The organism is Streptomyces sp. SD31, from assembly GCF_052068475.1.
GTDB lineage: Bacteria > Actinomycetota > Actinomycetes > Streptomycetales > Streptomycetaceae > Streptomyces.
Window position 1 is genome coordinate 289101 of record NZ_JBQHCX010000009.1, and the last position, 19446, is coordinate 308546.

The 19446-nt window shown below is 71.4% G+C and carries 19 protein-coding genes; 8 read left to right on the top strand and 11 right to left on the bottom strand.

The features are described 5' to 3' along the window. The first annotated feature begins 11 nt into the window (after nucleotides 1-11). On the top strand, nucleotides 12-713 hold the full coding sequence (locus ACTMVF_RS21405) for a PH domain-containing protein (RefSeq protein ID WP_441272680.1): 702 nt from the start codon (nucleotides 12-14) through the stop codon (nucleotides 711-713). 66 nt (nucleotides 714-779) lie between these two features. On the opposite strand, the gene ACTMVF_RS21410 is transcribed toward ACTMVF_RS21405, so the two are convergent. The 4 genes from ACTMVF_RS21410 to ACTMVF_RS21425 all read right to left on the bottom strand — a co-directional run bounded on the left by ACTMVF_RS21410 (nucleotide 780) and on the right by ACTMVF_RS21425 (nucleotide 5430). Continuing rightward, nucleotides 780-1988 (bottom strand): hypothetical protein, encoded by a 1209-nt coding sequence (locus tag ACTMVF_RS21410; protein ID WP_441272681.1) that lies wholly within the window; start codon nucleotides 1986-1988, stop codon nucleotides 780-782. 162 nt (nucleotides 1989-2150) lie between these two features. Then, entirely contained in the window at nucleotides 2151-3782 is a 1632-nt protein-coding gene (locus tag ACTMVF_RS21415) for a phospho-sugar mutase (protein WP_441272682.1), read from the bottom strand. Between the two features lie 255 nt (nucleotides 3783-4037). Then, a complete protein-coding gene (locus ACTMVF_RS21420) occupies nucleotides 4038-4862 on the bottom strand; it encodes a purine-nucleoside phosphorylase (protein WP_441272683.1) in 825 nt (274 codons plus the stop codon). A gap of 130 nt (nucleotides 4863-4992) precedes the next feature. After that, nucleotides 4993-5430 (bottom strand): gamma-glutamylcyclotransferase, encoded by a 438-nt coding sequence (locus ACTMVF_RS21425; RefSeq protein ID WP_441272684.1) that lies wholly within the window; start codon nucleotides 5428-5430, stop codon nucleotides 4993-4995. 96 nt (nucleotides 5431-5526) lie between these two features. Between ACTMVF_RS21425 and ACTMVF_RS21430 the strand changes: the two genes are divergently transcribed. Continuing rightward, nucleotides 5527-6975: an NAD(P)H-quinone dehydrogenase gene (locus tag ACTMVF_RS21430; protein ID WP_441272685.1), complete on the top strand. Its 1449-nt coding sequence runs from the start codon at nucleotides 5527-5529 to the stop codon at nucleotides 6973-6975. 166 nt (nucleotides 6976-7141) lie between these two features. Next, complete coding sequence (locus ACTMVF_RS21435; RefSeq protein WP_441272686.1) at nucleotides 7142-8095, top strand: DeoR/GlpR family DNA-binding transcription regulator; 954 nt, start codon at nucleotides 7142-7144, stop codon at nucleotides 8093-8095. Nucleotides 8096-8218: 123 nt separating this feature from the next. Here ACTMVF_RS21435 and ACTMVF_RS21440 read toward each other — a convergent pair whose 3' ends face one another. Together ACTMVF_RS21440 and ACTMVF_RS21445 are read right to left on the bottom strand one after the other, a co-directional pair. Continuing rightward, nucleotides 8219-8788: a TetR/AcrR family transcriptional regulator gene (locus ACTMVF_RS21440; RefSeq protein WP_302003594.1), complete on the bottom strand. Its 570-nt coding sequence runs from the start codon at nucleotides 8786-8788 to the stop codon at nucleotides 8219-8221. Between the two features lie 127 nt (nucleotides 8789-8915). Continuing rightward, on the bottom strand, nucleotides 8916-10688 hold the full coding sequence (locus tag ACTMVF_RS21445; protein WP_441272687.1) for an acetyl/propionyl/methylcrotonyl-CoA carboxylase subunit alpha: 1773 nt from the start codon (nucleotides 10686-10688) through the stop codon (nucleotides 8916-8918). A gap of 361 nt (nucleotides 10689-11049) precedes the next feature. Here ACTMVF_RS21445 and ACTMVF_RS21450 point away from each other — a divergent pair, with 361 nt between their 5' ends. After that, the gene (locus ACTMVF_RS21450; RefSeq protein ID WP_441272688.1) at nucleotides 11050-11571 is read left to right on the top strand and encodes a hypothetical protein; all 522 of its coding nucleotides are present in this window, start codon (nucleotides 11050-11052) and stop codon (nucleotides 11569-11571) included. Here ACTMVF_RS21450 and ACTMVF_RS21455 read toward each other — a convergent pair. Next, nucleotides 11540-12160 (bottom strand): Maf family protein, encoded by a 621-nt coding sequence (locus ACTMVF_RS21455; RefSeq protein ID WP_441272689.1) that lies wholly within the window; start codon nucleotides 12158-12160, stop codon nucleotides 11540-11542. The genes ACTMVF_RS21450 and ACTMVF_RS21455 overlap by 32 nt on opposite strands. A 31-nt stretch (nucleotides 12161-12191) precedes the next feature. After that, on the bottom strand, nucleotides 12192-12320 hold the full coding sequence (gene mmpB / locus ACTMVF_RS21460) for a morphogenic membrane protein MmpB (RefSeq protein WP_093747104.1): 129 nt from the start codon (nucleotides 12318-12320) through the stop codon (nucleotides 12192-12194). A gap of 123 nt (nucleotides 12321-12443) precedes the next feature. Here mmpB and ACTMVF_RS21465 point away from each other — a divergent pair, with 123 nt between their 5' ends. After that, nucleotides 12444-13574, top strand: a complete 1131-nt coding sequence (locus ACTMVF_RS21465; protein WP_441272690.1) for an SGNH/GDSL hydrolase family protein — start codon at nucleotides 12444-12446, stop codon at nucleotides 13572-13574. On the opposite strand, the gene ACTMVF_RS21470 is transcribed toward ACTMVF_RS21465, so the two are convergent. Together ACTMVF_RS21470 and ACTMVF_RS21475 are read right to left on the bottom strand one after the other, a co-directional pair. Then, nucleotides 13571-13780: an acyl-CoA carboxylase epsilon subunit gene (locus ACTMVF_RS21470; RefSeq protein WP_441272691.1), complete on the bottom strand. Its 210-nt coding sequence runs from the start codon at nucleotides 13778-13780 to the stop codon at nucleotides 13571-13573. The genes ACTMVF_RS21465 and ACTMVF_RS21470 overlap by 4 nt on opposite strands. A gap of 17 nt (nucleotides 13781-13797) precedes the next feature. Then, nucleotides 13798-15420, bottom strand: coding sequence for an acyl-CoA carboxylase subunit beta (locus ACTMVF_RS21475; RefSeq protein ID WP_441272692.1), 1623 nt, complete (start codon nucleotides 15418-15420; stop codon nucleotides 13798-13800). A gap of 110 nt (nucleotides 15421-15530) precedes the next feature. On the opposite strand from ACTMVF_RS21475, the gene ACTMVF_RS21480 reads away from it, so the two are divergent. Together ACTMVF_RS21480 and ACTMVF_RS21485 are read left to right on the top strand one after the other, a co-directional pair. Further along, nucleotides 15531-16391, top strand: coding sequence for a biotin--[acetyl-CoA-carboxylase] ligase (locus ACTMVF_RS21480; RefSeq protein ID WP_441272693.1), 861 nt, complete (start codon nucleotides 15531-15533; stop codon nucleotides 16389-16391). 104 nt (nucleotides 16392-16495) lie between these two features. Next, a complete protein-coding gene (locus tag ACTMVF_RS21485) occupies nucleotides 16496-17626 on the top strand; it encodes an adenylate/guanylate cyclase domain-containing protein (RefSeq protein WP_441272694.1) in 1131 nt (376 codons plus the stop codon). Nucleotides 17627-17748: 122 nt separating this feature from the next. Here ACTMVF_RS21485 and ACTMVF_RS21490 read toward each other — a convergent pair whose 3' ends face one another. Continuing rightward, nucleotides 17749-18366, bottom strand: coding sequence for a hypothetical protein (locus tag ACTMVF_RS21490; protein ID WP_441272695.1), 618 nt, complete (start codon nucleotides 18364-18366; stop codon nucleotides 17749-17751). Between the two features lie 213 nt (nucleotides 18367-18579). Here ACTMVF_RS21490 and ACTMVF_RS21495 point away from each other — a divergent pair, with 213 nt between their 5' ends. Beyond that, nucleotides 18580-19389 (top strand): enoyl-CoA hydratase/isomerase family protein, encoded by an 810-nt coding sequence (locus ACTMVF_RS21495; RefSeq protein ID WP_441272696.1) that lies wholly within the window; start codon nucleotides 18580-18582, stop codon nucleotides 19387-19389. Nucleotides 19390-19446 lie beyond the last annotated feature (57 nt).

The following is a 19446-nucleotide window of genomic DNA, read 5'->3' on the forward strand; positions in this document are numbered from 1 at the left end:
GAATCGGGCTCATGACGACCCCGGAGCATCAGCCCCCCACCCCCGATCCCGCGTCGAAGGACCGGATCTACCGCTCGCCCATGGGCATCGTCGGCGGTGTCGCGCTGCTGGCCATCGTGCTCTGGCTGGGCGGCGACGCGCTGGTGCGGGGCGAGGGGCGCACGCAGTGGCTGGCACTCGCGGCGCTGATCCTGATCGTGCCGCTGGTGTCCGCGTTCACCCTGCGTCCCGCCGTCTACGCCAACGAGGACCGACTGCGCATCCGCAATCCGCTCCGCGTGATCGTGCTGCCCTGGGGGCAGATCGCCGCACTGCGGTCCGGTTACTCGAACGAGGTCGTCACCAAGTCCGGCACCAAGTTCCAGCTCTGGGCGGTCCCGGTCTCGCTGCGGGCCCGCAAGAAGGCGGCGCGGCGCTCGGCCCGGGCGGCCGCGGAGCGGAGCGCTGCCGCGCGGGGTGAGCGGGGTGGTCGCGCGGGCGGGACGATGGGGCTCGGAGGGCTCGGGTTCGGGGCGCCGCGAGGGGATGCCGACGCGGAAGGGCCCATGCGGGCCGAGACCGACAAGGTCGTCGACGACCTGCGCGAACTGCTGGAGCAGCGGCAGACGGCGGAGTCCGCGCAGGGTGAGGTGACCGTGCGATGGGCTTATGAGGTGGCGGGGCCGGTGGTCGCGGGGGCTTTGCTGCTGGTGATTTTGCTGGTGGTGGGGTAGGGGCCGGGTATCGCCGGTCGCCGGGCGCTCGGCGTTGCGGGTTCTTCGACCGGAGCGCGGCCCTCCTCAGGGCGCGCCCGGATACACCAGTGCCATGTGCGCGCTGCAGTACGCCGACCCCGTGACCGCCGTCGTGAGGGCCAGCGTGCGGTAGCGGCGGGAGGCGCGGGACAGGTGCAGGGCGAGGGGGAGCAGAAGGGGGAAGGCGGGGAGGAGGAAGCGGGCGCGTGGGAAGTAGACGCCGCCGCTGCCCAGGACGATCGCCAGCAGTACGGCCGTGAACACCAGCAGCGGCACGGGCTGCCGGTCCCCCATCGACAGCCCGAACAGCACCACCGACGCGATCAGCGTGAGCGTCACCATCACCAGGAACAGCCGGGGATTGGGCTCGTACACCAGCAGCTGCCGCATCACACGCAGGGTCTCGCGGCCACCGTCCAGCTCGTTGCGCCACAGCCGCTGTACGGCGAAGTAGCCGTCCCAGCGGCCCACCCGCAGGCCCACCCAGCCGACGTATCCGCACCAGCCGAGCGGCGCGATCGCGGCGGCCGCGAGGGTACGGAGGCGGAAGCGGCGGCGTAGGGCGAGCAGGGCCGTCACCGTGACCGCCGCCGCCACCGCGATGCCGGTCGGGCGGGTCAGACCCGCGAGTGCCGCGAGCCAGGCGGCGGTGAGGAGGCGGCCGGTCAGCACGCCGTACAGCGACCAGGCCGCGAGCGCCGTGAACAGGGACTCGGTGTAGCCCATCCACTGGACCAGGCCGACCGGGAGCGCGGCCCACAGGACCGTGAGGAGGACGCCGACCCGGCGGCCGTGCAGCCGGTCGCCGACCGCGAAGACGCCCCACGCGGCGACGACGGAGGCGATCACGGCGAGGGCGAGGCCCGTGCTCGCGCGGGTCCCCGGCGTGACGGCGGCGACCGCCTTGACCAGGACCGGGTAGAGCGGGAAGAAGGCGAGGTTGTTGGCGCCGTACGCGGTGCCGAGTTCGTGCGCGTAGCCGTGGTCGGCGATGCCGAGGTACCAGTCGGCGTCCCACCGCGTCGCCAGGATCGGCCATACGCCGTGCCGTTGGCGGTGGGCCCAGACGGTGAGGAGCAGCAGGCCCGTGCAGCGGACGGCGAGGTAGGCGAGGAGGGCGGGGGCCGCGCGGCGCAGGGCGTGCAGCAGGGTGGGGAGCGCGCGCGGCGGGGACGGGGGCGGGGAGCCGGAGCGGGGGGCGGCGCCGGGGGCGGTGGCCGCTCGGGGTGTCGGCCGGAATGCGGTCGTGGACACGGCGGTGGCTCCAGGCAACTCGGTGGTGCGTTTCCGTTCCACCGTTGCCCGGGGGGCGGGACGGGGCGTGGAGCCCGGGTCAACCGCCGTGGGGAAATCGCCCGAAGGGGTGCCTCCGGATGGAGGCACCCCTTCGGGAACGACCAGAGGTTCGCGTACGGCTCAGATGCCTGCCGCCGCCGACAGGTCCCGCTTGATCGTCTCGAGCAGGTCGGTCGCCCTCGCACGGGCGGCCGGGAGGTCGGCGTGCGTCGCGACCGGGACGACGACCTCCAGGTAGCACTTCAGCTTGGGCTCCGTGCCGCTGGGGCGGACGATGACGCGGGCGCCTTCGAGGGTGTAGCGCAGGCCGTCGGTGGGCGGGAGCGTCTCGGTGCCCTGGCTGAGGTCCTCGGAGCGGGTGATGGCCAGGCCGGCGAGCTGGGTCGGCGGCTGCTCGCGCAGCCGGCGCATGGCGTTCGCGATGACCGACAGGTCCTGGACGCGGACCGAGAGCTGGTCGGTGGCGTGCAGGCCGTGCTCCACGGCGAGGTCGTCGAGCAGGTCGAGGAGCGTGCGGCCCTCGGCCTTGAGCACGGAGGCGAGCTCGGTGATCAGCAGGGCGGCGGTGATGCCGTCCTTGTCGCGTACGCCCTCGGGGTCGACGCAGTAGCCGAGGGCCTCCTCGTAGCCGTAGCGCAGGCCGTCGACGCGGGCGATCCACTTGAAGCCGGTGAGGGTCTCCTCGTACGCCAGCCCCGCCTTCTCGGCGATCCGGCCGAGGAGGGAGGAGGAGACGATCGACTCGGCGAACGTGCCCTGTGCTCCGCGGTTGACGAGGTGCGCGGCGAGCAGCGCGCCCACCTCGTCGCCGCGCAGCATCCGCCACGCGTCCCCGTCCTTGACGGCCGCGGCGCAGCGGTCGGCGTCGGGGTCGTTGGCGATGACGAGGTCCGGGTCGGTCTCGCGGGCCTTGGCGAAGGCCAGGTCCATCGCGCCGGGCTCTTCCGGGTTGGGGAAGGCGACGGTGGGGAAGTCCGGGTCGGGGTCGGCCTGCTCGGCGACGAGGGCGGGGGCGGGGAAGCCGGCGCGCTCGAAGGCGGCGAGGAGGACGTCCTTGCCGACACCGTGCATCGCCGTGTAGACGGTGCGGGCGGTGCGGGGGGAGTCGGGGGCGAGGACCGCGTCGGTGCGGGCGAGGTAGGCGTTCAGGACGCTGTCGTCGAGGGTGTCCCAACCCTCCGTGGGGCGGGGGACCACGGTGAGGGACGGGACGGCGGCGATCTCTTCCGCGATGTCGATGTCCGCGGGCGGGACGATCTGGGAGCCGTCGCCGAGGTAGACCTTGTAGCCGTTGTCGCGGGGCGGGTTGTGGCTGGCGGTGACCTCGACTCCGGCGACCGCGCCCAGGTGCCTTATGGCGTAGGCCAGGACGGGGGTGGGGAGGGGGCGGGGGAGTACGGCGGCGCGCAGGCCGGCGCCGGTCATCACGGCGGCGGTGTCGCGGGCGAAGTCCTCCGACTTGTGGCGGGCGTCGTAGCCGATGACGACGAGGCCGTTCTCGTGGCCCTGCTTCTTGAGGTACGTGGCGAGGCCGGCGGCGGCGCGGATGACGACGGTGCGGTTCATGCGCAGGGGGCCGGCGCCGAGTTCTCCGCGGAGGCCCGCGGTGCCGAACTGGAGCGTGCCGCTGAAGCGTGCGGCGAGCTCTTCGACGTCCGCGGCGTCGATGAGCTTGGCGAGCTCGTCGCGGGTCTCCGGGTCCGGGTCCTCGGCGAGCCATGCCTGGGCCCGGGCGATGAGATCGTCGTGCACGTCGGTCTGCCTCTCGTTCGTGTCGTTCGGAGCGGGTCGGGCTGGGAGGGTGTTTTCGCCCCCGCCGCCCCTACCCGTCCCATCCCTGGGGGCCTGCGGCCCCCAGACCCCCGCTTTCGGCCCTGAACGGGCCTCGTCCTCAAACGCCGGACGGGCTGAGTACGTCAGCCCCTCCGGCGTTTGAGGAGCGGGGTCGAAGGGGCGGAGCCCCTTCAAGGATGGGACGGGTAGGGGCGGCGGGGGCGAAGGAACGCCCTACAGTCGCCCCAGCACCTGCGCCAGCAGCGACCCCATCCGCGTCGCCGAGTCGCGCCCGGCCTGCAGGACCTCCTCGTGGTTGAGGGGCTCGCCCGTCATACCCGCCGCGAGGTTCGTCACCAGCGAGATGCCCAGCACCTCCGCACCCGCCTCACGCGCCGCGATGGCTTCCAGCACCGTCGACATGCCCACCAGGTCCGCGCCGATCACGCGGGCCATGCGGATCTCGGCCGGCGTCTCGTAGTGCGGGCCGGGGAACTGGGCGTAGACGCCTTCCTCCAGCGTGGGGTCGACCTCCTTGCACAGGGCGCGCAGGCGGGGGGAGTAGAGGTCGGTGAGGTCGACGAAGTTGGCGCCGATGATGGGGGAGGTGGCCGTGAGGTTGATGTGGTCGCTGATCAGGACCGGCTGGCCGGGGCGCATGCCCTCGCGCAGGCCGCCGCAGCCGTTGGTGAGAACCAGCGTCTTGCAGCCGGCTGCCACGGCGGTGCGGACACCGTGGGCCACCGCCGCGACGCCGCGGCCCTCGTAGTAGTGGGTGCGGCCCAGGAAGACGAGGGTGCGCTTGTTGCCGATCCGGTAGGAGCGGATCTTGCCGCCGTGCCCTTCCACCGCCGGCGGGGGGAACCCGGGCAGCTCGGTGACCGGGAACTCGGCCTCGGGGGCGCCGAGAGCGTCCACGGCCGGTGCCCAGCCGGAGCCCATCACGAGGGCGACGTCGTGGGTCTCGGCGCCGGTGAGTTCGCGCAGGCGAGCGGCGGCGGCGTCGGCGGCGGCGTGGGGGTCGCCCTGGATGTCGTCCGGAAGAAGAGATGCGTTCACGCGACTGAGGGTAGCCGGTTTGGGCCTACGCGCGTAGATGACAGAGCTCACGGGATGGCGATCGTTGTCTTGTCGTTTCCAACGAAAGGGGTGACAGGAGGGACCGGGGTGGCTGAAGGGCCGCTGGGCCTCAGCAAGGACGCTTCCGCAGCTCCATCACGTAATCGTGCGGCGCGCCGGCGGACTCCGCCGCGTCCGCGAGTTCGCCCAGGTAGCGGGCCGACGGCAGCCCGCCCTCGTAGGCGTTCAGCACGTACACCCACGCCGACTCCTCGCCCTCCAGCGTGTCGACCCGTACCCGGAGCCGCCGGTAGATGCCCAGGCCGACGCCCTCCCAGCGGTCCAGGGACTCCTCGTCCATCGGGGCGATGTCGTACAGCGCGACGAAGACCTGCTCCTTCGGCTCCTCGACGAGCGTCGCCAGCGCCCCGTCCCAGCCCAGCTGCTCGCCCCCGAACGTCAGTCGCCACCCGTTCAGCCAGCCGGTGGCGCGCAGCGGCGAGTGCGGGGCGCGGCGGGTCATCAGCCGCGCGTCGAGATTGCCGGCGTACGCGGCGTAGAGCGACATGCACAGAGGGTACGGCAGGTGAATCGTCCTCCCCTCCCGTAACAGTGGTGTCTCGGGCGGGCCCCCAGGCAGTGGCACGGTGAGGCGTGCGGGACAATGGAGTACGTGACTCGGATCGTGATCATCGGTGGCGGACCCGGCGGATACGAGGCGGCCCTGGTGGCCGCCCAACTCGGCGCGGAGGTGACCGTCGTCGACTGCGACGGCCTGGGCGGGGCGTCGGTGCTCACCGACTGCGTGCCCTCGAAGACCCTCATCGCCACGGCCGAGGTGATGACGACCTTCGATTCCTCGTACGAGGAGCTGGGGATCATCGTCGCCGACGACACCCCGCACATCGACACGCCCGCGCGTGTCGTGGGCGTCGATCTGGGCAAGGTCAACCGGCGTGTGAAGCGGCTCGCGCTCGCGCAGTCCCACGACATCACCGCCTCCGTCACGCGTGCCGGTGCGCGCGTGCTGCGGGGGCGCGGCCGACTGGAGGGCATGCAGGCCCTCGACGGCTCGCGCAAGGTCGTGGTGCGGGCCGCGGACGGCACCGAGGAGACCCTCGTCGCCGATGCCGTGCTCATCGCCACCGGTGGACATCCCCGCGAGCTGCCCGACGCCCAGCCCGACGGCGAGCGCATCCTGAACTGGACCCAGGTCTACGACCTCACCGAGCTGCCCGAGGAGCTCATCGTGGTCGGGTCGGGTGTCACCGGCGCCGAGTTCGCCGGCGCCTACCAGGCGCTCGGGTCACGGGTCACCCTCGTGTCGTCCCGGGACCGCGTGCTGCCGGGTGAGGACCCGGACGCCGCCGCCGTCCTCGAGGACGTCTTCCGGCGCCGTGGCATGAACGTCATGGCCCGCTCGCGCGCCGCCGCCGCCAAGCGCGTCGGCGACCGGGTGGAGGTCACCCTCGCCGACGGCCGTGTCATCAGCGGCAGCCACTGCCTGATGGCCGTCGGCGCCATCCCGAACTCCGCGGGCATGGGCCTGGAGGAGGCCGGCGTCAAACTGCGCGAGTCCGGGCACATCTGGACCGACAAGGTGTCCCGGACGACCGCGCCGGGTGTGTACGCCGCCGGTGACGTGACCGGTGTCTTCGCCCTCGCCTCGGTGGCGGCGATGCAGGGACGCATCGCCATGTACCACTTCCTCGGCGACGCGGTGGCCCCGCTGAACCTGAAGACCGTGTCGTCGAATGTCTTCACCGATCCGGAGATCGCCACCGTCGGCTACACCCAGGCCGACGTGGACGCGGGCAAGATCGACGCCCGGGTCGTCAAGCTGCCGCTGCTGCGCAACCCGCGCGCCAAGATGCAGGGCATCCGGGACGGCTTCGTCAAGATCTTCTGCCGTCCGGGTACGGGCATCGTCGTCGGCGGTGTGGTCGTGGCGCCGCGCGCCTCGGAACTGATCCACCCCATCTCGATCGCGGTCGACAACAATCTGACGGTCGAACAGATCGCGAACGCCTTCACCGTGTACCCCTCCCTTTCGGGGTCGATCGCCGAGGTGGCACGGCAGCTGCACACGCGGAAGTCCGGCGACGAGATCTGACGGCCGAAACCAACTCCTCGCTGGTCACGGGGAGTTGTCGAGCATGCGTACGGCATAGGCGGCGGGACTAGGCCCTATACCACTTCTCGCCCTTGCGTACGAACAACTTCTGTTATTCGGCGCAAACTGCTGAAACCAGACGGTCGTTGGGGTTACTGTCAGTTTCGTGTTCGCTGCAGAACGTCGCCAATTGATCCTCGAAATGGTGCGAGCGAACGGGGCCGTGTCGCTCCGTGAGCTCGCCCGCGTCGTCCAGACCTCCGAAGTGACCGTACGGCGGGACGTGCGCGCACTGGAGGCAGAAGGACTCCTCGACCGCCGGCATGGCGGTGCGGTATTGCCGGGCGGGTTCACGCGGGAGTCCGGCTTTCCGCAGAAATCACATCTCGCGACCGCCGAGAAGACGGCCATCGCCGACCTCGCCGCGAACTTCGTGGAGGAGGGCGAGGCGATCGTCGTCGGGGCGGGGACCACCACGCAGGAGCTGGCACGTCGGCTCGCTCGCGTCCCCGGACTGACCGTCGTCACCAACTCCCTTCTGGTGGCACAGGCGTTGGCCCATGCCAACCGGGTCGAGGTCGTGATGACCGGCGGCACGCTGCGTGGTTCGAACTACGCCCTGGTGGGCAGTGGCGCCGAGCAGTCCCTGCAAGGGCTGCGGGTGTCCCGGGCCTTCATCTCCGGGAGCGGGCTCACCGCCGAGCGCGGGCTGTCCACGTCCAACATGCTCTCGGCGTCCGTCGACCGGGCGCTGGTGCAGGCGGCCGCGGAGGTCGTCGTCCTTGCCGACCACACGAAGCTCGGTACGGACACGATGTTCCAGACGGTGCCCACGGAGGTCATCACGCGGCTCGTCACCGACGATCCGCCGGCGCATGACGACCGTGCCCACACCGAGTTGCAGGCCCTGGCCGACCAGGGGGTGCAGATCGCCGTGGCCGGGGCGACCGGGAACCCGGGGGGTGACGAGGTCCCGGCGCGGCGGCGTGCCCTGCCGGGGCCGAGGCGGGGGCAGGCGCCGGGTGCGCCCGGGCTGCGGTCCGCTGCGGCGGTGCTCGGTGAGCAGGGGCCGGAGAGGGAACGGGAGCGGGCCCGGGTCGCGGATCTGCGGCGGCGTTAGGTTCGCCTGTTCGCCGTAGGGGTTCGTGGTGGTGTGCGGGTGCGGGTTGATTGTGGCTTGTCGCGCCCGCGCGGCGGAGCCGCATATCGATACAGCCCCGCGCCCCTTCAGGTCGGCTGCCGCTCAGTCTGCTTTCAAGCCCCGCAGCGTCAGCATCAGCAACCGGTCGGCCAACTCCGGATCTCCCGGCGTCTCCTCCGCCGCCAGTGCGATCGCGTGGGTCAGTTGCAGTAGGTCGCCGATCGCCACGTCCTCCCGGACCCTGCCCGCCTCCTGTGCGCGTGCCAGCAGTGCGCCGCCCGCTTCTCTGATCGGGCCGCTGCACCGGGCCAGGGCCGAGGTGTTGTCGTACGACACGGACATCAGGGACCTGGCCAGGCCCCGGTACTCCCCGGCGTGGGTGACCATCTCGCGCAGCCAGGTCACCAGGGCCGCGCAGGGTTCCGGGGCGTGCAGGAGTTCTCGGGAGCGGGTCAGGAGGTCGCCGACCGCGTCCTCGAAGACCGCGCTCAGCAGGGCGTCGCGGTTGGGGAAGTGGCGGTACAGCGTGCCGATTCCGACGCCCGCGCGGCGGGCCACGTCCTCCAAGGACGCGTCCGTGCCGCGTTCGGCGAAGGCGGAGCGGGCCTCGGTGACCAGACGCTCGTAGTTGCGGCGGGCATCGGCGCGCATGCCTGCCGGCGGCCGGGCCATGGGGGTCACCTGCCCTTCCTTCACTTGTTCCGTGGCTTCAGCATGCCATCGGCGGCCGGACACCAAGAAAGAGGCGCCCGGTGGACTGATCGCTCAGTCCGCCGGGCGCCTCGGGACGTCGTACGTCTCAGTCCTTGATCTCGCAGATGGGGGCGCCGGAGGTGAGGGAGGCGCCGACCTCGGCGGACAGGCCCTTGATGGTGCCGGACTTGTGCGCGTTCAGGGGCTGTTCCATCTTCATCGCTTCGAGTACGACGATCAGGTCGCCTTCCTTGACCTCCTGGCCCTCCTCGACGGCCACCTTGACGATGGTGCCCTGCATCGGGGAGGCGAGGGTGTCGCCGGAGGCCGCGGGGCCGGACTTCTTGGCCGCGCGGCGCTTGGGCTTGGCCCCTGCCGCGAGGCCGGTGCGGGCCAGGGTCATGCCGAGCGAGGCCGGCAGGGAGACCTCCAGGCGCTTGCCGCCGACCTCGACCACGACCGTCTCACGGCCGGCCTCCTCGTCCGCCTCGGTGTCGGCGGGAGCGGCGAAGGGCTTGATGTCGTTGACGAACTCGGTCTCGATCCAGCGGGTGTGGACCGTGAACGGCTCGCTGGAGCCGGTCAGTTCCGGCGCGAACGCCGGGTCGGTGACCACCGCGCGGTGGAACGGGATCGCCGTCGCCATGCCCTCCACCTGGAACTCCGCCAGCGCACGGGCGGCGCGCTGCAGCGCCTGCTCGCGGGTGGCGCCGGTGACGATCAGCTTGGCCAGCAGGGAGTCCCAGGCCGGGCCGATCACGGAGCCGGACTCGACGCCCGCGTCCAGGCGGACGCCGGGGCCGGTGGGCGGGGCGAAGGTGGTGACGGTGCCGGGGGCGGGCAGGAAGTTGCGGCCCGGGTCCTCGCCGTTGATGCGGAACTCGAAGGAATGGCCGCGCAGCGGCGGGTCGTCGTAGCCGAGCTCCTCACCGTCGGCGATGCGGAACATCTCCCGCACCAGGTCGATGCCGGCGACCTCCTCGGTGACCGGGTGCTCCACCTGCAGACGCGTGTTGACCTCCAGGAAGGAGATCGTGCCGTCCAGGCCGACGAGGAACTCCACCGTGCCGGCGCCGACGTAGCCGGCCTCCTTCAGGATCGCCTTGGAGGAGGAGTAGAGATCGGCGACCTGCTCGTCGGAGAGGAACGGCGCCGGGGCCTCCTCGACCAGCTTCTGGTGGCGGCGCTGCAGCGAGCAGTCACGCGTCGACACGACGACCACGTTGCCGTGGGAGTCGGCCAGGCACTGGGTCTCCACGTGCCGCGGCTTGTCGAGGTAGCGCTCGACGAAGCACTCACCGCGGCCGAAGGCGGCGACGGCCTCGCGGACGGCGGAGTCGTACAGCTCGGGCACCTCTTCGAGCGTGCGGGCGACCTTCAGGCCGCGTCCGCCACCACCGAAGGCGGCCTTGATGGCGATCGGCAGGCCGTGCTCCTCGGCGAAGGCGACGACCTCCTCGGCCCCGCTCACGGGGTCGGGCGTGCCGGCCACGAGAGGAGCGCCGGCGCGCTGCGCGATGTGCCGGGCGGCCACCTTGTCGCCGAGGTCGCGGATGGCCTGCGGCGGCGGGCCGATCCAGATCAGACCGGCGTCCAGGACCGCTTGGGCGAAGTCGGCGTTCTCGGAGAGGAAGCCGTAGCCCGGGTGGATCGCGTCCGCCCCGGACTCACGCGCGGCCTTGAGGACCTTGTCGATGTCCAGGTAGCTGGTGGCCGGAGTGTCACCGCCCAGGGCGAACGCCTCATCCGCGGCGCGGACATGCAGAGCGTCCCGGTCCGGGTCGGCATAGACGGCCACGCTCGCGATCCCGGCGTCCCGGCAGGCCCGGGCCACGCGGACAGCGATTTCGCCACGGTTGGCGATGAGCACCTTGCGCACGATTGAGGCTCCCTCCTTGAAACAAGCCGAGTTTAGGGACTGCCGACACGCCACATCGACCCGTCCCCAGTGGTGAGCTTGCCCACACGGAGCGTGATTCCAGGCTCGCTCGACCTGCGAAATCCCATGTCGCGCCTCGGTACGCAGGTCTCTCCCGGCAAACCCTAGCCCTCCGCTGTGGTCAAGGTCTCTGTCATCACGTGCTGCGGGCCACTCTGTTTCTTTGTGGAATCCCTACGAATGGCCCAATGATTCTTTGCTGGCGCCCGAACCCTTGTCCCGGGGTTTACCCGTTAGTAGCGTTCGCGATGTCTCGTACGTACTTGGGGTAACAGCGCGGCTCGGAAGTGGGTGGGGACCGGTGGTACGCAGACCGGTGGCGTGGGTGGTGGCGCTCGTGCTCTTCGTCGAGGGGCTCGGCGTCGCGGCGCTGCAGTGGTTCCTCGGTGTCGTCGTCGACCGGCAGGACATGTCGCTGGCGGGCCTGGACCCTGACGTGATGTCGACGTCCTCGAAGGTCGGCGGCCTGGTCTTCGGCGGCTACTTCGCGCTGTGCGGGCTGGTGGCCCTGCTCGTGGCGGCGCGCGACCGCGCCCCGGTCGGCTTCGGGCGCATCCTGCTCATCAGCGCGGCCGTGGTGCACGGGCTGCTGGGCGCCTTCGCCTGGGGGCTGGTGGGCTGGGCGGCGTTCCTGTTCATGGTCGTCGTACTCGGCCTGATAGTGCTGCTGCTGATGACGTACGACGCCCAGGGCACGCCCGCCTCCGAGAAGCCCGCCGACGCCGCTCCCGACGGGGGCAAGGGCGGCGACGGCTCCCCGGCCGACGGTTCTCCGGCCGGCGGGCCCCCGGTCACCCCTCCGCCGGCGCCCACAACTCCGTGATGCCGATGCCCAGTTGGCTCAGCAGTCGCCGTACCAGCGGCAGGCTGATGCCGATCACATTGCCGTGGTCGCCGTCGATGCCGTCGATGAACGGGGCCGAGCGGCCGTCGAGGGTGAACGCCCCGGCGACGTAGAGGGGTTCGCCCGAGGCGACGTACGCGGCGATCTCCTCGTCGGTCGGCTCGCCGAAGCGGACGACCGTGGAGGCGGTCGCGGAGGTGTACCGGCCGGTGGCGGTGTCGTAGACGCAGTGGCCGGTCTGGAGGGTGCCCGCCCGGCCGCGCATCGACTTCCAGCGGGCCGTGGCCTCCTCGGCGTCGGCCGGCTTGCCCAGGGCCTCGCCGTCCAGGTCGAGGACCGAGTCGCAGCCGATCACGATGGCGCCCTTGACCTCCGGCTTCGCCGCCACGACGGAGGCCTTCGCCTCGGCCAGGGCCAGTGCCAGCTCGGCGGGGGTGGGCGCGGTGACGGCGTCCTCGTCGACACCGCTCACGATGACCTCGGGGTCCAGACCGGCCTGGCGGAGCAGATTGAGCCGGGCGGGGGACTGGGAGGCGAGGATGAGTCGGCGGCGCGGCTGATCAGTCATGCGGTCAGCGTATCGGCGCGCCCGGCCGGGCTCATCTCAGCCCGAGCACGATCATCGTGAGCACCATGGCCAGCGCCATGAGAACGCCCAGCCGCCGCAACATCTCCTGCATGTCGCGCAGTTCCTTGGGCGGCTCGTTCTCCGGGTCGGACCACAGCATGCCTTCCATCGTCGATCGGGGATCCGGGGCGGCGCCTGAGTACGCATACTCAACTTCCCTGCAAACGGTGCTACGGTTCCATTAGCTAAAGGGACTTTAGTTCTGTTTGGAGGATGTGCTGCCATGTTCACGACTTCCTGGACCGCGTCACCCCAACTGCCCAGCGAGGGCTTCACCCCCAACTGGTCCCGCGAGGGCTTCTGGCGCCAGTCACTGCGGCAGGTCGTACGGCTGTCGGCGGGCGGCGGCCGGGTGCGGGTGCGGCTCTCGCACGTCTACGGCGCCTCGCCCGTGCGCGTCGCGAGCGCGAGCGTGGGGCGTACGGCCGCGGGGGCGGCCGTGGAGCCGGGGTCGCTCGTGCGGCTCACCTTCGGGGGTGCCGCAGGTGCCGCTGTACCAGCACGCGGCGAGCTGGTCAGCGATGACGTCCCGCTCGCCGTCGCCGCCGGGGAGTCGGTGACCGTCACGCTGTACTTCGACACCACCACCGGGCCCGCGACCTTCCACGCCCAGGCCTTCGCGACCAGCTACCGGGGCGAGGGCGACCTGGCGGCCGACACCGGCGGCGAGGGATTCGACGCGGTGACCGAGTCCTGGTACTTCCTGTCGGCGGTGGAGGTCGACGCCGGGCGCGGGGACGCCGTCGCGCTCCTCGGGGACTCGATCACGGACGGGTTCGGGTCGACGCCAGGCGCCGACCGGCGCTGGTCGGACGTCCTCGCCGCGCGCACGGGCCGGCCCGTGCTCAACGCGGGCATCGGCGGGAATCTGCTGCTCAACGACTCCGCGTGGTACGGCGACGGCGGCATCCGCCGGTTGCGCCGGGATGTTCTCGACCGGCCCGGAGTGGACACGCTCGTCGTCCTGCTCGGGCTGAACGACATCGGTTTCAGCGAGACGGACGAGCAGCCGACCTACAAACCGGCGCCGGTGGTGGAGGCGGAGGAACTCATCGCCGGGCACCGGGAGTTGATACGGGAGGGCAGGGCGGCGGGACTGCGGGTGATCGGGGCGACTCTGCTGCCGTTCGGGGGCTCGGACCACTGGGGTGAGCACGCGGCCAAGGTGAGTCACGAGCTGAACGAATGGATTCGCTGCTCGGGGGAGTACGACGCGGTGGTGGATCTGAACCGGGCGCTGGCCGACCCCGCGGACCCCGACCGCCTGCACCCGGCGTACGACTTCGGCGACCACCTGCACCCGAACGATGCCGGGTACGAGGCGATGGCCGAAGTCGTGTCAACGCTCCTCTAAGCGGGCCAGTACGTACGCGCCCATGTCGTCGGGCCCGGCTGCGGCACCCTCTGCGCCGCGATACGGGCCGGGTCGGACCAGGAATCGCGCGGGGTGGGTGCGCCGGGCGGGACGGTGCTCGCCGCCGCGGCGCGGGCGCGGACCACCGCCAGTGCGGCGGCCAGCTCCTCCGGTGTCGGGTTGCCCCGTAGGACCTTGATGTTCATGACGGCTCCCAGCGGGCCTAGAGGGGGATGTTGCCGTGCTTCTTCGGAGGCAGGGATTCCCGCTTGGTGCGCAGCTGACGCAGGCCGCGTACGACGTGCAGACGGGTGTCGGACGGCATGATCACCGCGTCGATGTAGCCGCGTTCGGCCGCGACATAGGGGTTGAGGAGGGTGTCCTCGTACTCCTGGATCAGCCGGGCGCGCACCGCCTCCAGGTCCTCGCCGTTTGCCTCCGCTTCAGCGATGGTGCGCCGGTGCAGGATGTTGACGGCGCCCTGGGCGCCCATGACGGCGATCTGGGCGGTGGGCCAGGCGAGGTTGAGGTCGGCGCCGAGGTGCTTGGAGCCCATGACGTCGTAGGCGCCGCCGAAGGCCTTGCGGGTGATGACCGTGATCAGCGGGACCGTCGCCTCGGCGTAGGCGTAGATCAGCTTGGCGCCGCGGCGGATGATGCCGTCGTGCTCCTGGTCGACGCCCGGGAGGAAGCCGGGGACGTCGACGAAGGTGATGACCGGGACGTTGAAGGCGTCGCAGGTGCGCACGAAGCGCGCGGCCTTCTCGCTGGCCTGGATGTCGAGGCAGCCGGCGAACTGCATCGGCTGGTTGGCGACGATGCCGACCGGGCGGCCCTCGACCCGGCCGAAGCCGGTGAGGATGTTCGGCGCGAACAGCGGCTGCGTCTCGAAGAACTCGGCGTCGTCCAGGACGTGCTCGATCACCGTGTGCATGTCGTACGGCTGGTTCGCGCTGTCCGGCACGATCGTGTCCAGCTCGCGGTCCTCGTCGGTGACGGACAGGTCCGCCTCCTCCGGGAACGCCGGAGCCTCGGAGAGGTTGTTGGACGGCAGGTACGACAGCAGCTGCTTGACGTACTCGATGGCGTCCTTCTCGTCGCCGGCCATGTGGTGGGCCACGCCGGAGGCGGAGTTGTGGGTGCGGGCGCCGCCCAGCTCCTCGAAGCCGACGTCCTCGCCGGTGACGGTCTTGATGACGTCCGGGCCGGTGATGAACATGTGCGAGGTCTGGTCGACCATGATCGTGAAGTCGGTGATGGCGGGCGAGTACACCGCACCGCCCGCACACGGGCCGACGACCAGGCTGATCTGCGGAATGACCCCGGACGCGTGCGTGTTGCGGCGGAAGATCTCGCCGTACGCGCCCAGCGAGGCCACACCCTCCTGGATGCGGGCGCCGCCGGAGTCGTTGATGCCGATGACCGGACAGCCGGTCTTCAGCGCGAAGTCCATGACCTTGACGATCTTCTGGCCGTAGACCTCGCCCAGCGCACCGCCGAACACGGTGAAGTCCTGGGAGAACACGGCGACGGGGCGGCCGTCGACGGTTCCGTACCCGGTGACGACACCGTCGCCGTAGGGGCGGTTCTTCTCCAGGCCGAAGTTGGTGGAGCGGTGCCGGGCGAACTCGTCGAGCTCGACGAAGGAGTCCTCGTCGAGGAGGAGCTCGATGCGCTCACGGGCCGTCAACTTGCCCTTGGCGTGCTGCTTTTCGACGGCGCGAGCGGAGCCGGCGTGCGTCGCTTCCTCGATACGGCGCTGGAGATCCGCGAGCTTGCCCGCGGTGGTGTGGATGTCGATCCCTTGGGTCTCTTGGATCTCGTGACGCTCTTCCGGCTCGGACATCGGGATGGCGCTCCCTGCCTGCTCAAAAGGGGGGACGGTTACTCATCCGTAGAGTAGTGGGGGGCCTACGAATCAGCAGTGCGGCGTTTCACACACCTAGGGTGGCTTGCATGACGCCGCGAGATGCATCCGACGACAGCCGCTGGTCCGACCTGGAACGTCCGCCGCTCAACGTCGCCGCGCTGCGACGCGGGCTCGTGCGGGAAGGCGGCCTGTGGCGGGACGTGGAGGTGGTGCGGCGCACCGGCTCCACCAACACCGACCTGGTGGACCTGGCCACCGAGGGCAAGGCGAGCGAGGGCAGCGTCCTGGTCGCCGAGGAGCAGACGGCCGGCAAGGGCCGCCTCGACCGGCAGTGGACGGCCCCGCCCCGCTCGGGGCTGTTCTTCTCCGTGCTGCTGAACCCCGCCGAGGTGCCGCCGGCCCGCTGGGGCTGGCTCCCGCTGCTCACCGGGGTCGCCGTGGCGACGGGGCTGTCGCGGGCGGCGGGCATCGACACGGCACTCAAGTGGCCGAACGACCTGCTGGTGACCGTGGGCGGCGAGGAACGCAAGGCCGGCGGGATCCTGGCGGAGCGGGCCGGGAACGAAGGGGTGGTCGTCGGCGTCGGCATCAATGTCACGCTGCGTGAGGACGAACTGCCGGTGCCGCAGGCGGGCTCCCTGGCCCTCGCCGGGGCCGTGAGCACGGACCGCGATCCGCTGCTGCGGGGCGTGTTGCGGTCGTTGGAGGAGTGGTACGGGCGTTGGCGGGCCGCGGCTGGGGACCCGGTGGTGAGCGGGCTGCAGGAGACGTATGCGGCGGGGTGCGCGACGCTGGGAAGGGTCGTGCGGGCCGAGCTGCCGGGGGAACGGACGATCACGGGGGAGGCGGTCGCCATCGACGGGGACGGGCGGCTGGTACTGGCGACGGGGGAAGGGGTGCAGGAGCCCGTGGGGGCGGGGGACATCGTGCATCTGAGGCCGGCGTAGGTGCGGGTGGGGCCGTACGCCTCTCGGGAGTGAGGTGGCCCACACCTGCCGTAAAGTGAAGGCCGGTCGATTACTGACCGCGGCAGATCGGAAGGGCAGCAGGCGTGACCGTCGACGACACGGGCTCCGGCACGGGCGCGGACGGCCGGGTGGACCCCCACGCCGCCGAACCCGGCGAGGATCCGCTCGCGCTGCGCCTCGAACAGCTCATCCTCGGCGCCGAGCGGCGCTACACCCCGTTTCAGGCGGCCCGGAGCGCCGGTGTCTCCATGGAGCTGGCGTCCCGGTTCTGGCGGGCCATGGGGTTCGCCGACATCGGGCAGGCCAAGGCGCTGACCGAGGCCGACGTACTGGCGCTCAGGCGTCTCGCCGGTCTCGTCGAGGCGGGGCTGCTCAGCGAGGCCATGGCCGTGCAGGTGGCCAGGTCCACCGGGCAGACCACGGCGCGGCTCGCCGATTGGCAGATCGACTCGTTCCTGGAGGGCCTGACCGAGCCGCCGGAGCCGGGCATGACCCGCACAGAGGTGACGTATCCCCTGGTCGAGCTGCTCCTGCCCGAGCTGGAGGAGTTCCTCGTCTACGTCTGGCGCCGCCAGCTCGCCGCCGCGACCGGCCGGGTCGTGCAGGCCGCCGACGACGAGGAGATGGTCGACCGGCGCCTGTGCGTCGGCTTCGCGGACCTCGTCGGCTTCACCCGGCTGACCCGCCGTATGGAGGAGGAGGAGCTCGGCGAACTCGTCGAGGCCTTCGAGACCACGGCCGCCGATCTGGTGGCCGCACGCGGTGGCCGGCTGGTCAAGACCCTCGGCGACGAGGTCCTGTACTCCGCCGACGACGCGGCCGTCTCCGCCGAGATCGCCCTGCGGCTCATCGAGACGATGGCCAACGACGAGACGATGCCCGAGCTGCGCGTCGGCATCGCCTTCGGCACGGTGACCACCCGTATGGGCGATGTCTTCGGTACGACCGTGAACCTCGCCTCCCGGCTCACGTCGATAGCTCCGCGTGACGCCGTTCTCGTCGACAGCGCCTTCGCGGAGGAACTCATCCGAACGGGCGAAGCCCCTGCGTCGGAGGCGGAGGCCGCGGAGGCCGCTGCGGCGGCGGAGAAGGAGGGGGAGGAGGCGCCGGTGTATCGGTTTGCGCTGCAGCCGATGTGGCAGCGGCCGGTGCGGGGGCTTGGTGTGGTCGAGCCTTGGCTTTTGACGCGGAGGGCCTCCGGCGGGGGCGAGTGAGCGCCGTTTTGCTGACGGTTGTTTGGCGGCTGCGGGTGCGTTGTGGCTGGTCGCGCCCACGCGACGGAGCCGCATATGGATACGGCCCCGCGCCCCTTGGGGGGTTGCAGTGAGCGATCTTGTCAGGTGCCGTTGGTCAGGGGATCTACGCACAGGCCGATGACCGGGACGCAGACGGTGTTGTCGTCGGGGTGATCCGGCTGTTCGGTCGGGGGATTCGTCGTCGGCTTGCCCGGTGCGGGAGTCGGGGCCGCTTCGGGTGCGTGGGTGGGCGCCGCTGGTGGGCGGGGTGTGGGCGTGAGCGGCGGGGCGTCGGTCGTCGTCGTGCCGGGGCTGCCCGGCCGTGGCGTCGCTGTGGTGTTCGTCGTCGGTACGACGATCGTGGTGGGTGTCGGGTCCGTGTCCAGGGCGCCCATGACGGAGGTCGCCGATGGGCTTGTCTTCGGGGCAGGTGTCGGGACGGTGGCTGCGGCGTTGGGCGAGCGGTCCTCGTCCGTGACCGTGTCGGAGTCCGGGATGGGTTCCGTCTCCGTGGCGCTGAGGCCGGCGACGTCGGAGTCGGGGGTCAGTCGTACGAGGCTCAGTGCGCCGGCGGCCAGGGCCAGGCCGCCGGCTGCGAGGAGGACCTTGCGGGGGCGCGGGCGGCGGTGGCGGCCGCGGGGGCCGAAGAGGCGGGGCGTGGTCTGTTCCGCCTCGCCGGTCGCCCCGGTTTCCGCTGATGTCTCCGCCGTCACGCCCATCACGACCCCTCCCAACGCACTCGCGCCCCCAATGCGCCGTGGTGTCGCGCACGTTATGCGTTGTCGTGGGTGGTGAGGCGGGAGTTGGGTGGGATGTCACTCGAACGGGGTGTCGGCACTCGATTCGGGAACCGCTCGTCGGGCCTTTTCCCGGCGGGGTCCGGCTGCGATGATCGGGGCGATGTTGTTAACCCGCGTTAACCGGAGGGTGTCATGAGTGAGGAGCGGTACGGGGAGTTCGTGCTGGTGCGGCGGCACGGTGACGGGGGTGCCGGGCATGTCGCGGAGCTCGTCCTCGACCGGCCCAAGGCCATGAACGCCGTGTCGACGGAGATGGCCCGCTCGATCGCGGGGGCGTGTGCGGCGCTGAGCGCGGACAACGGCGTACGGGTGGTGGTGCTGACCTCGACGCATGCGCGGGCGTTCTGTGTCGGGGCGGACCTGAAGGAGCGGAATTCGTTCAGCGACGCCGATCTGGTGCGGCAGCGGCCCGTGGCGCGGGGGGCGTACACGGGCGTGCTGGAGTTGCCGGTGCCGACGATCGCGGCGGTGCACGGGTTCGCGCTGGGGGGTGGCTTCGAGCTGGCGTTGTCCTGCGATGTGATCGTGGCCGACCGGACGGCCGTGGTGGGGCTGCCGGAGGTGTCGGTCGGGGTGATTCCGGGGGGCGGAGGCACGCAGTTGCTGCCGCGGCGGGTGGGGGCCGCTCGGGCGGCGGAGCTGATCTTCACGGCGCGGCGGGTCGAGGCGGGTGAGGCCCGGGAGCTGGGGCTCGTGGATGTGCTGGTGGACGAGGGGCGGGATCGGGAGGAGGCCCTGGCGATGGCGGGCCGGATCGCCGCGAACTCGCCGGTGGGGTTGCGGGCGGCCAAGCGGGCGCTGCGGGTGGGGCACGGGTTGGATCTGCGGGCCGGGCTGGAGATCGAGGACGCGGCCTGGCGGGCGACGGCGTTTTCGGGGGACCGGGCGGAGGGGGTGGCGGCTTTCAACGAGAAGCGGCGGCCTGAGTGGCCGGGGGAGTGACGGGGTCCCTCTGCTGGAGGGGCGGGGGATTGCCTGGTCGGCACGGGTGGATCGCTG

Excerpts from the sequence above, each read along its gene's own strand:
- ACTMVF_RS21465 (WP_441272690.1), top strand. The coding sequence starts at position 12,444 with ATGTTCACGACTTCCTGGACCGCGTCACCCCAACTGCCCAGCGAGGGC.
- ACTMVF_RS21490 (WP_441272695.1), bottom strand. The coding sequence starts at position 18,366 with ATGGGCGTGACGGCGGAGACATCAGCGGAAACCGGGGCGACCGGCGAG.
- ACTMVF_RS21430 (WP_441272685.1), top strand. The coding sequence starts at position 5,527 with ATGGAGTACGTGACTCGGATCGTGATCATCGGTGGCGGACCCGGCGGA.
- ACTMVF_RS21480 (WP_441272693.1), top strand. The coding sequence starts at position 15,531 with ATGACGCCGCGAGATGCATCCGACGACAGCCGCTGGTCCGACCTGGAA.
- ACTMVF_RS21425 (WP_441272684.1), bottom strand. The coding sequence starts at position 5,430 with ATGTCGCTCTACGCCGCGTACGCCGGCAATCTCGACGCGCGGCTGATG.
- ACTMVF_RS21455 (WP_441272689.1), bottom strand. The coding sequence starts at position 12,160 with ATGACTGATCAGCCGCGCCGCCGACTCATCCTCGCCTCCCAGTCCCCC.
- ACTMVF_RS21475 (WP_441272692.1), bottom strand. The coding sequence starts at position 15,420 with ATGTCCGAGCCGGAAGAGCGTCACGAGATCCAAGAGACCCAAGGGATC.
- ACTMVF_RS21405 (WP_441272680.1), top strand. The coding sequence starts at position 12 with ATGACGACCCCGGAGCATCAGCCCCCCACCCCCGATCCCGCGTCGAAG.
- ACTMVF_RS21495 (WP_441272696.1), top strand. The coding sequence starts at position 18,580 with ATGAGTGAGGAGCGGTACGGGGAGTTCGTGCTGGTGCGGCGGCACGGT.
- ACTMVF_RS21470 (WP_441272691.1), bottom strand. The coding sequence starts at position 13,780 with ATGAACATCAAGGTCCTACGGGGCAACCCGACACCGGAGGAGCTGGCC.
- mmpB (WP_093747104.1), bottom strand. The coding sequence starts at position 12,320 with ATGCTGTGGTCCGACCCGGAGAACGAGCCGCCCAAGGAACTGCGCGAC.
- ACTMVF_RS21440 (WP_302003594.1), bottom strand. The coding sequence starts at position 8,788 with ATGGCCCGGCCGCCGGCAGGCATGCGCGCCGATGCCCGCCGCAACTAC.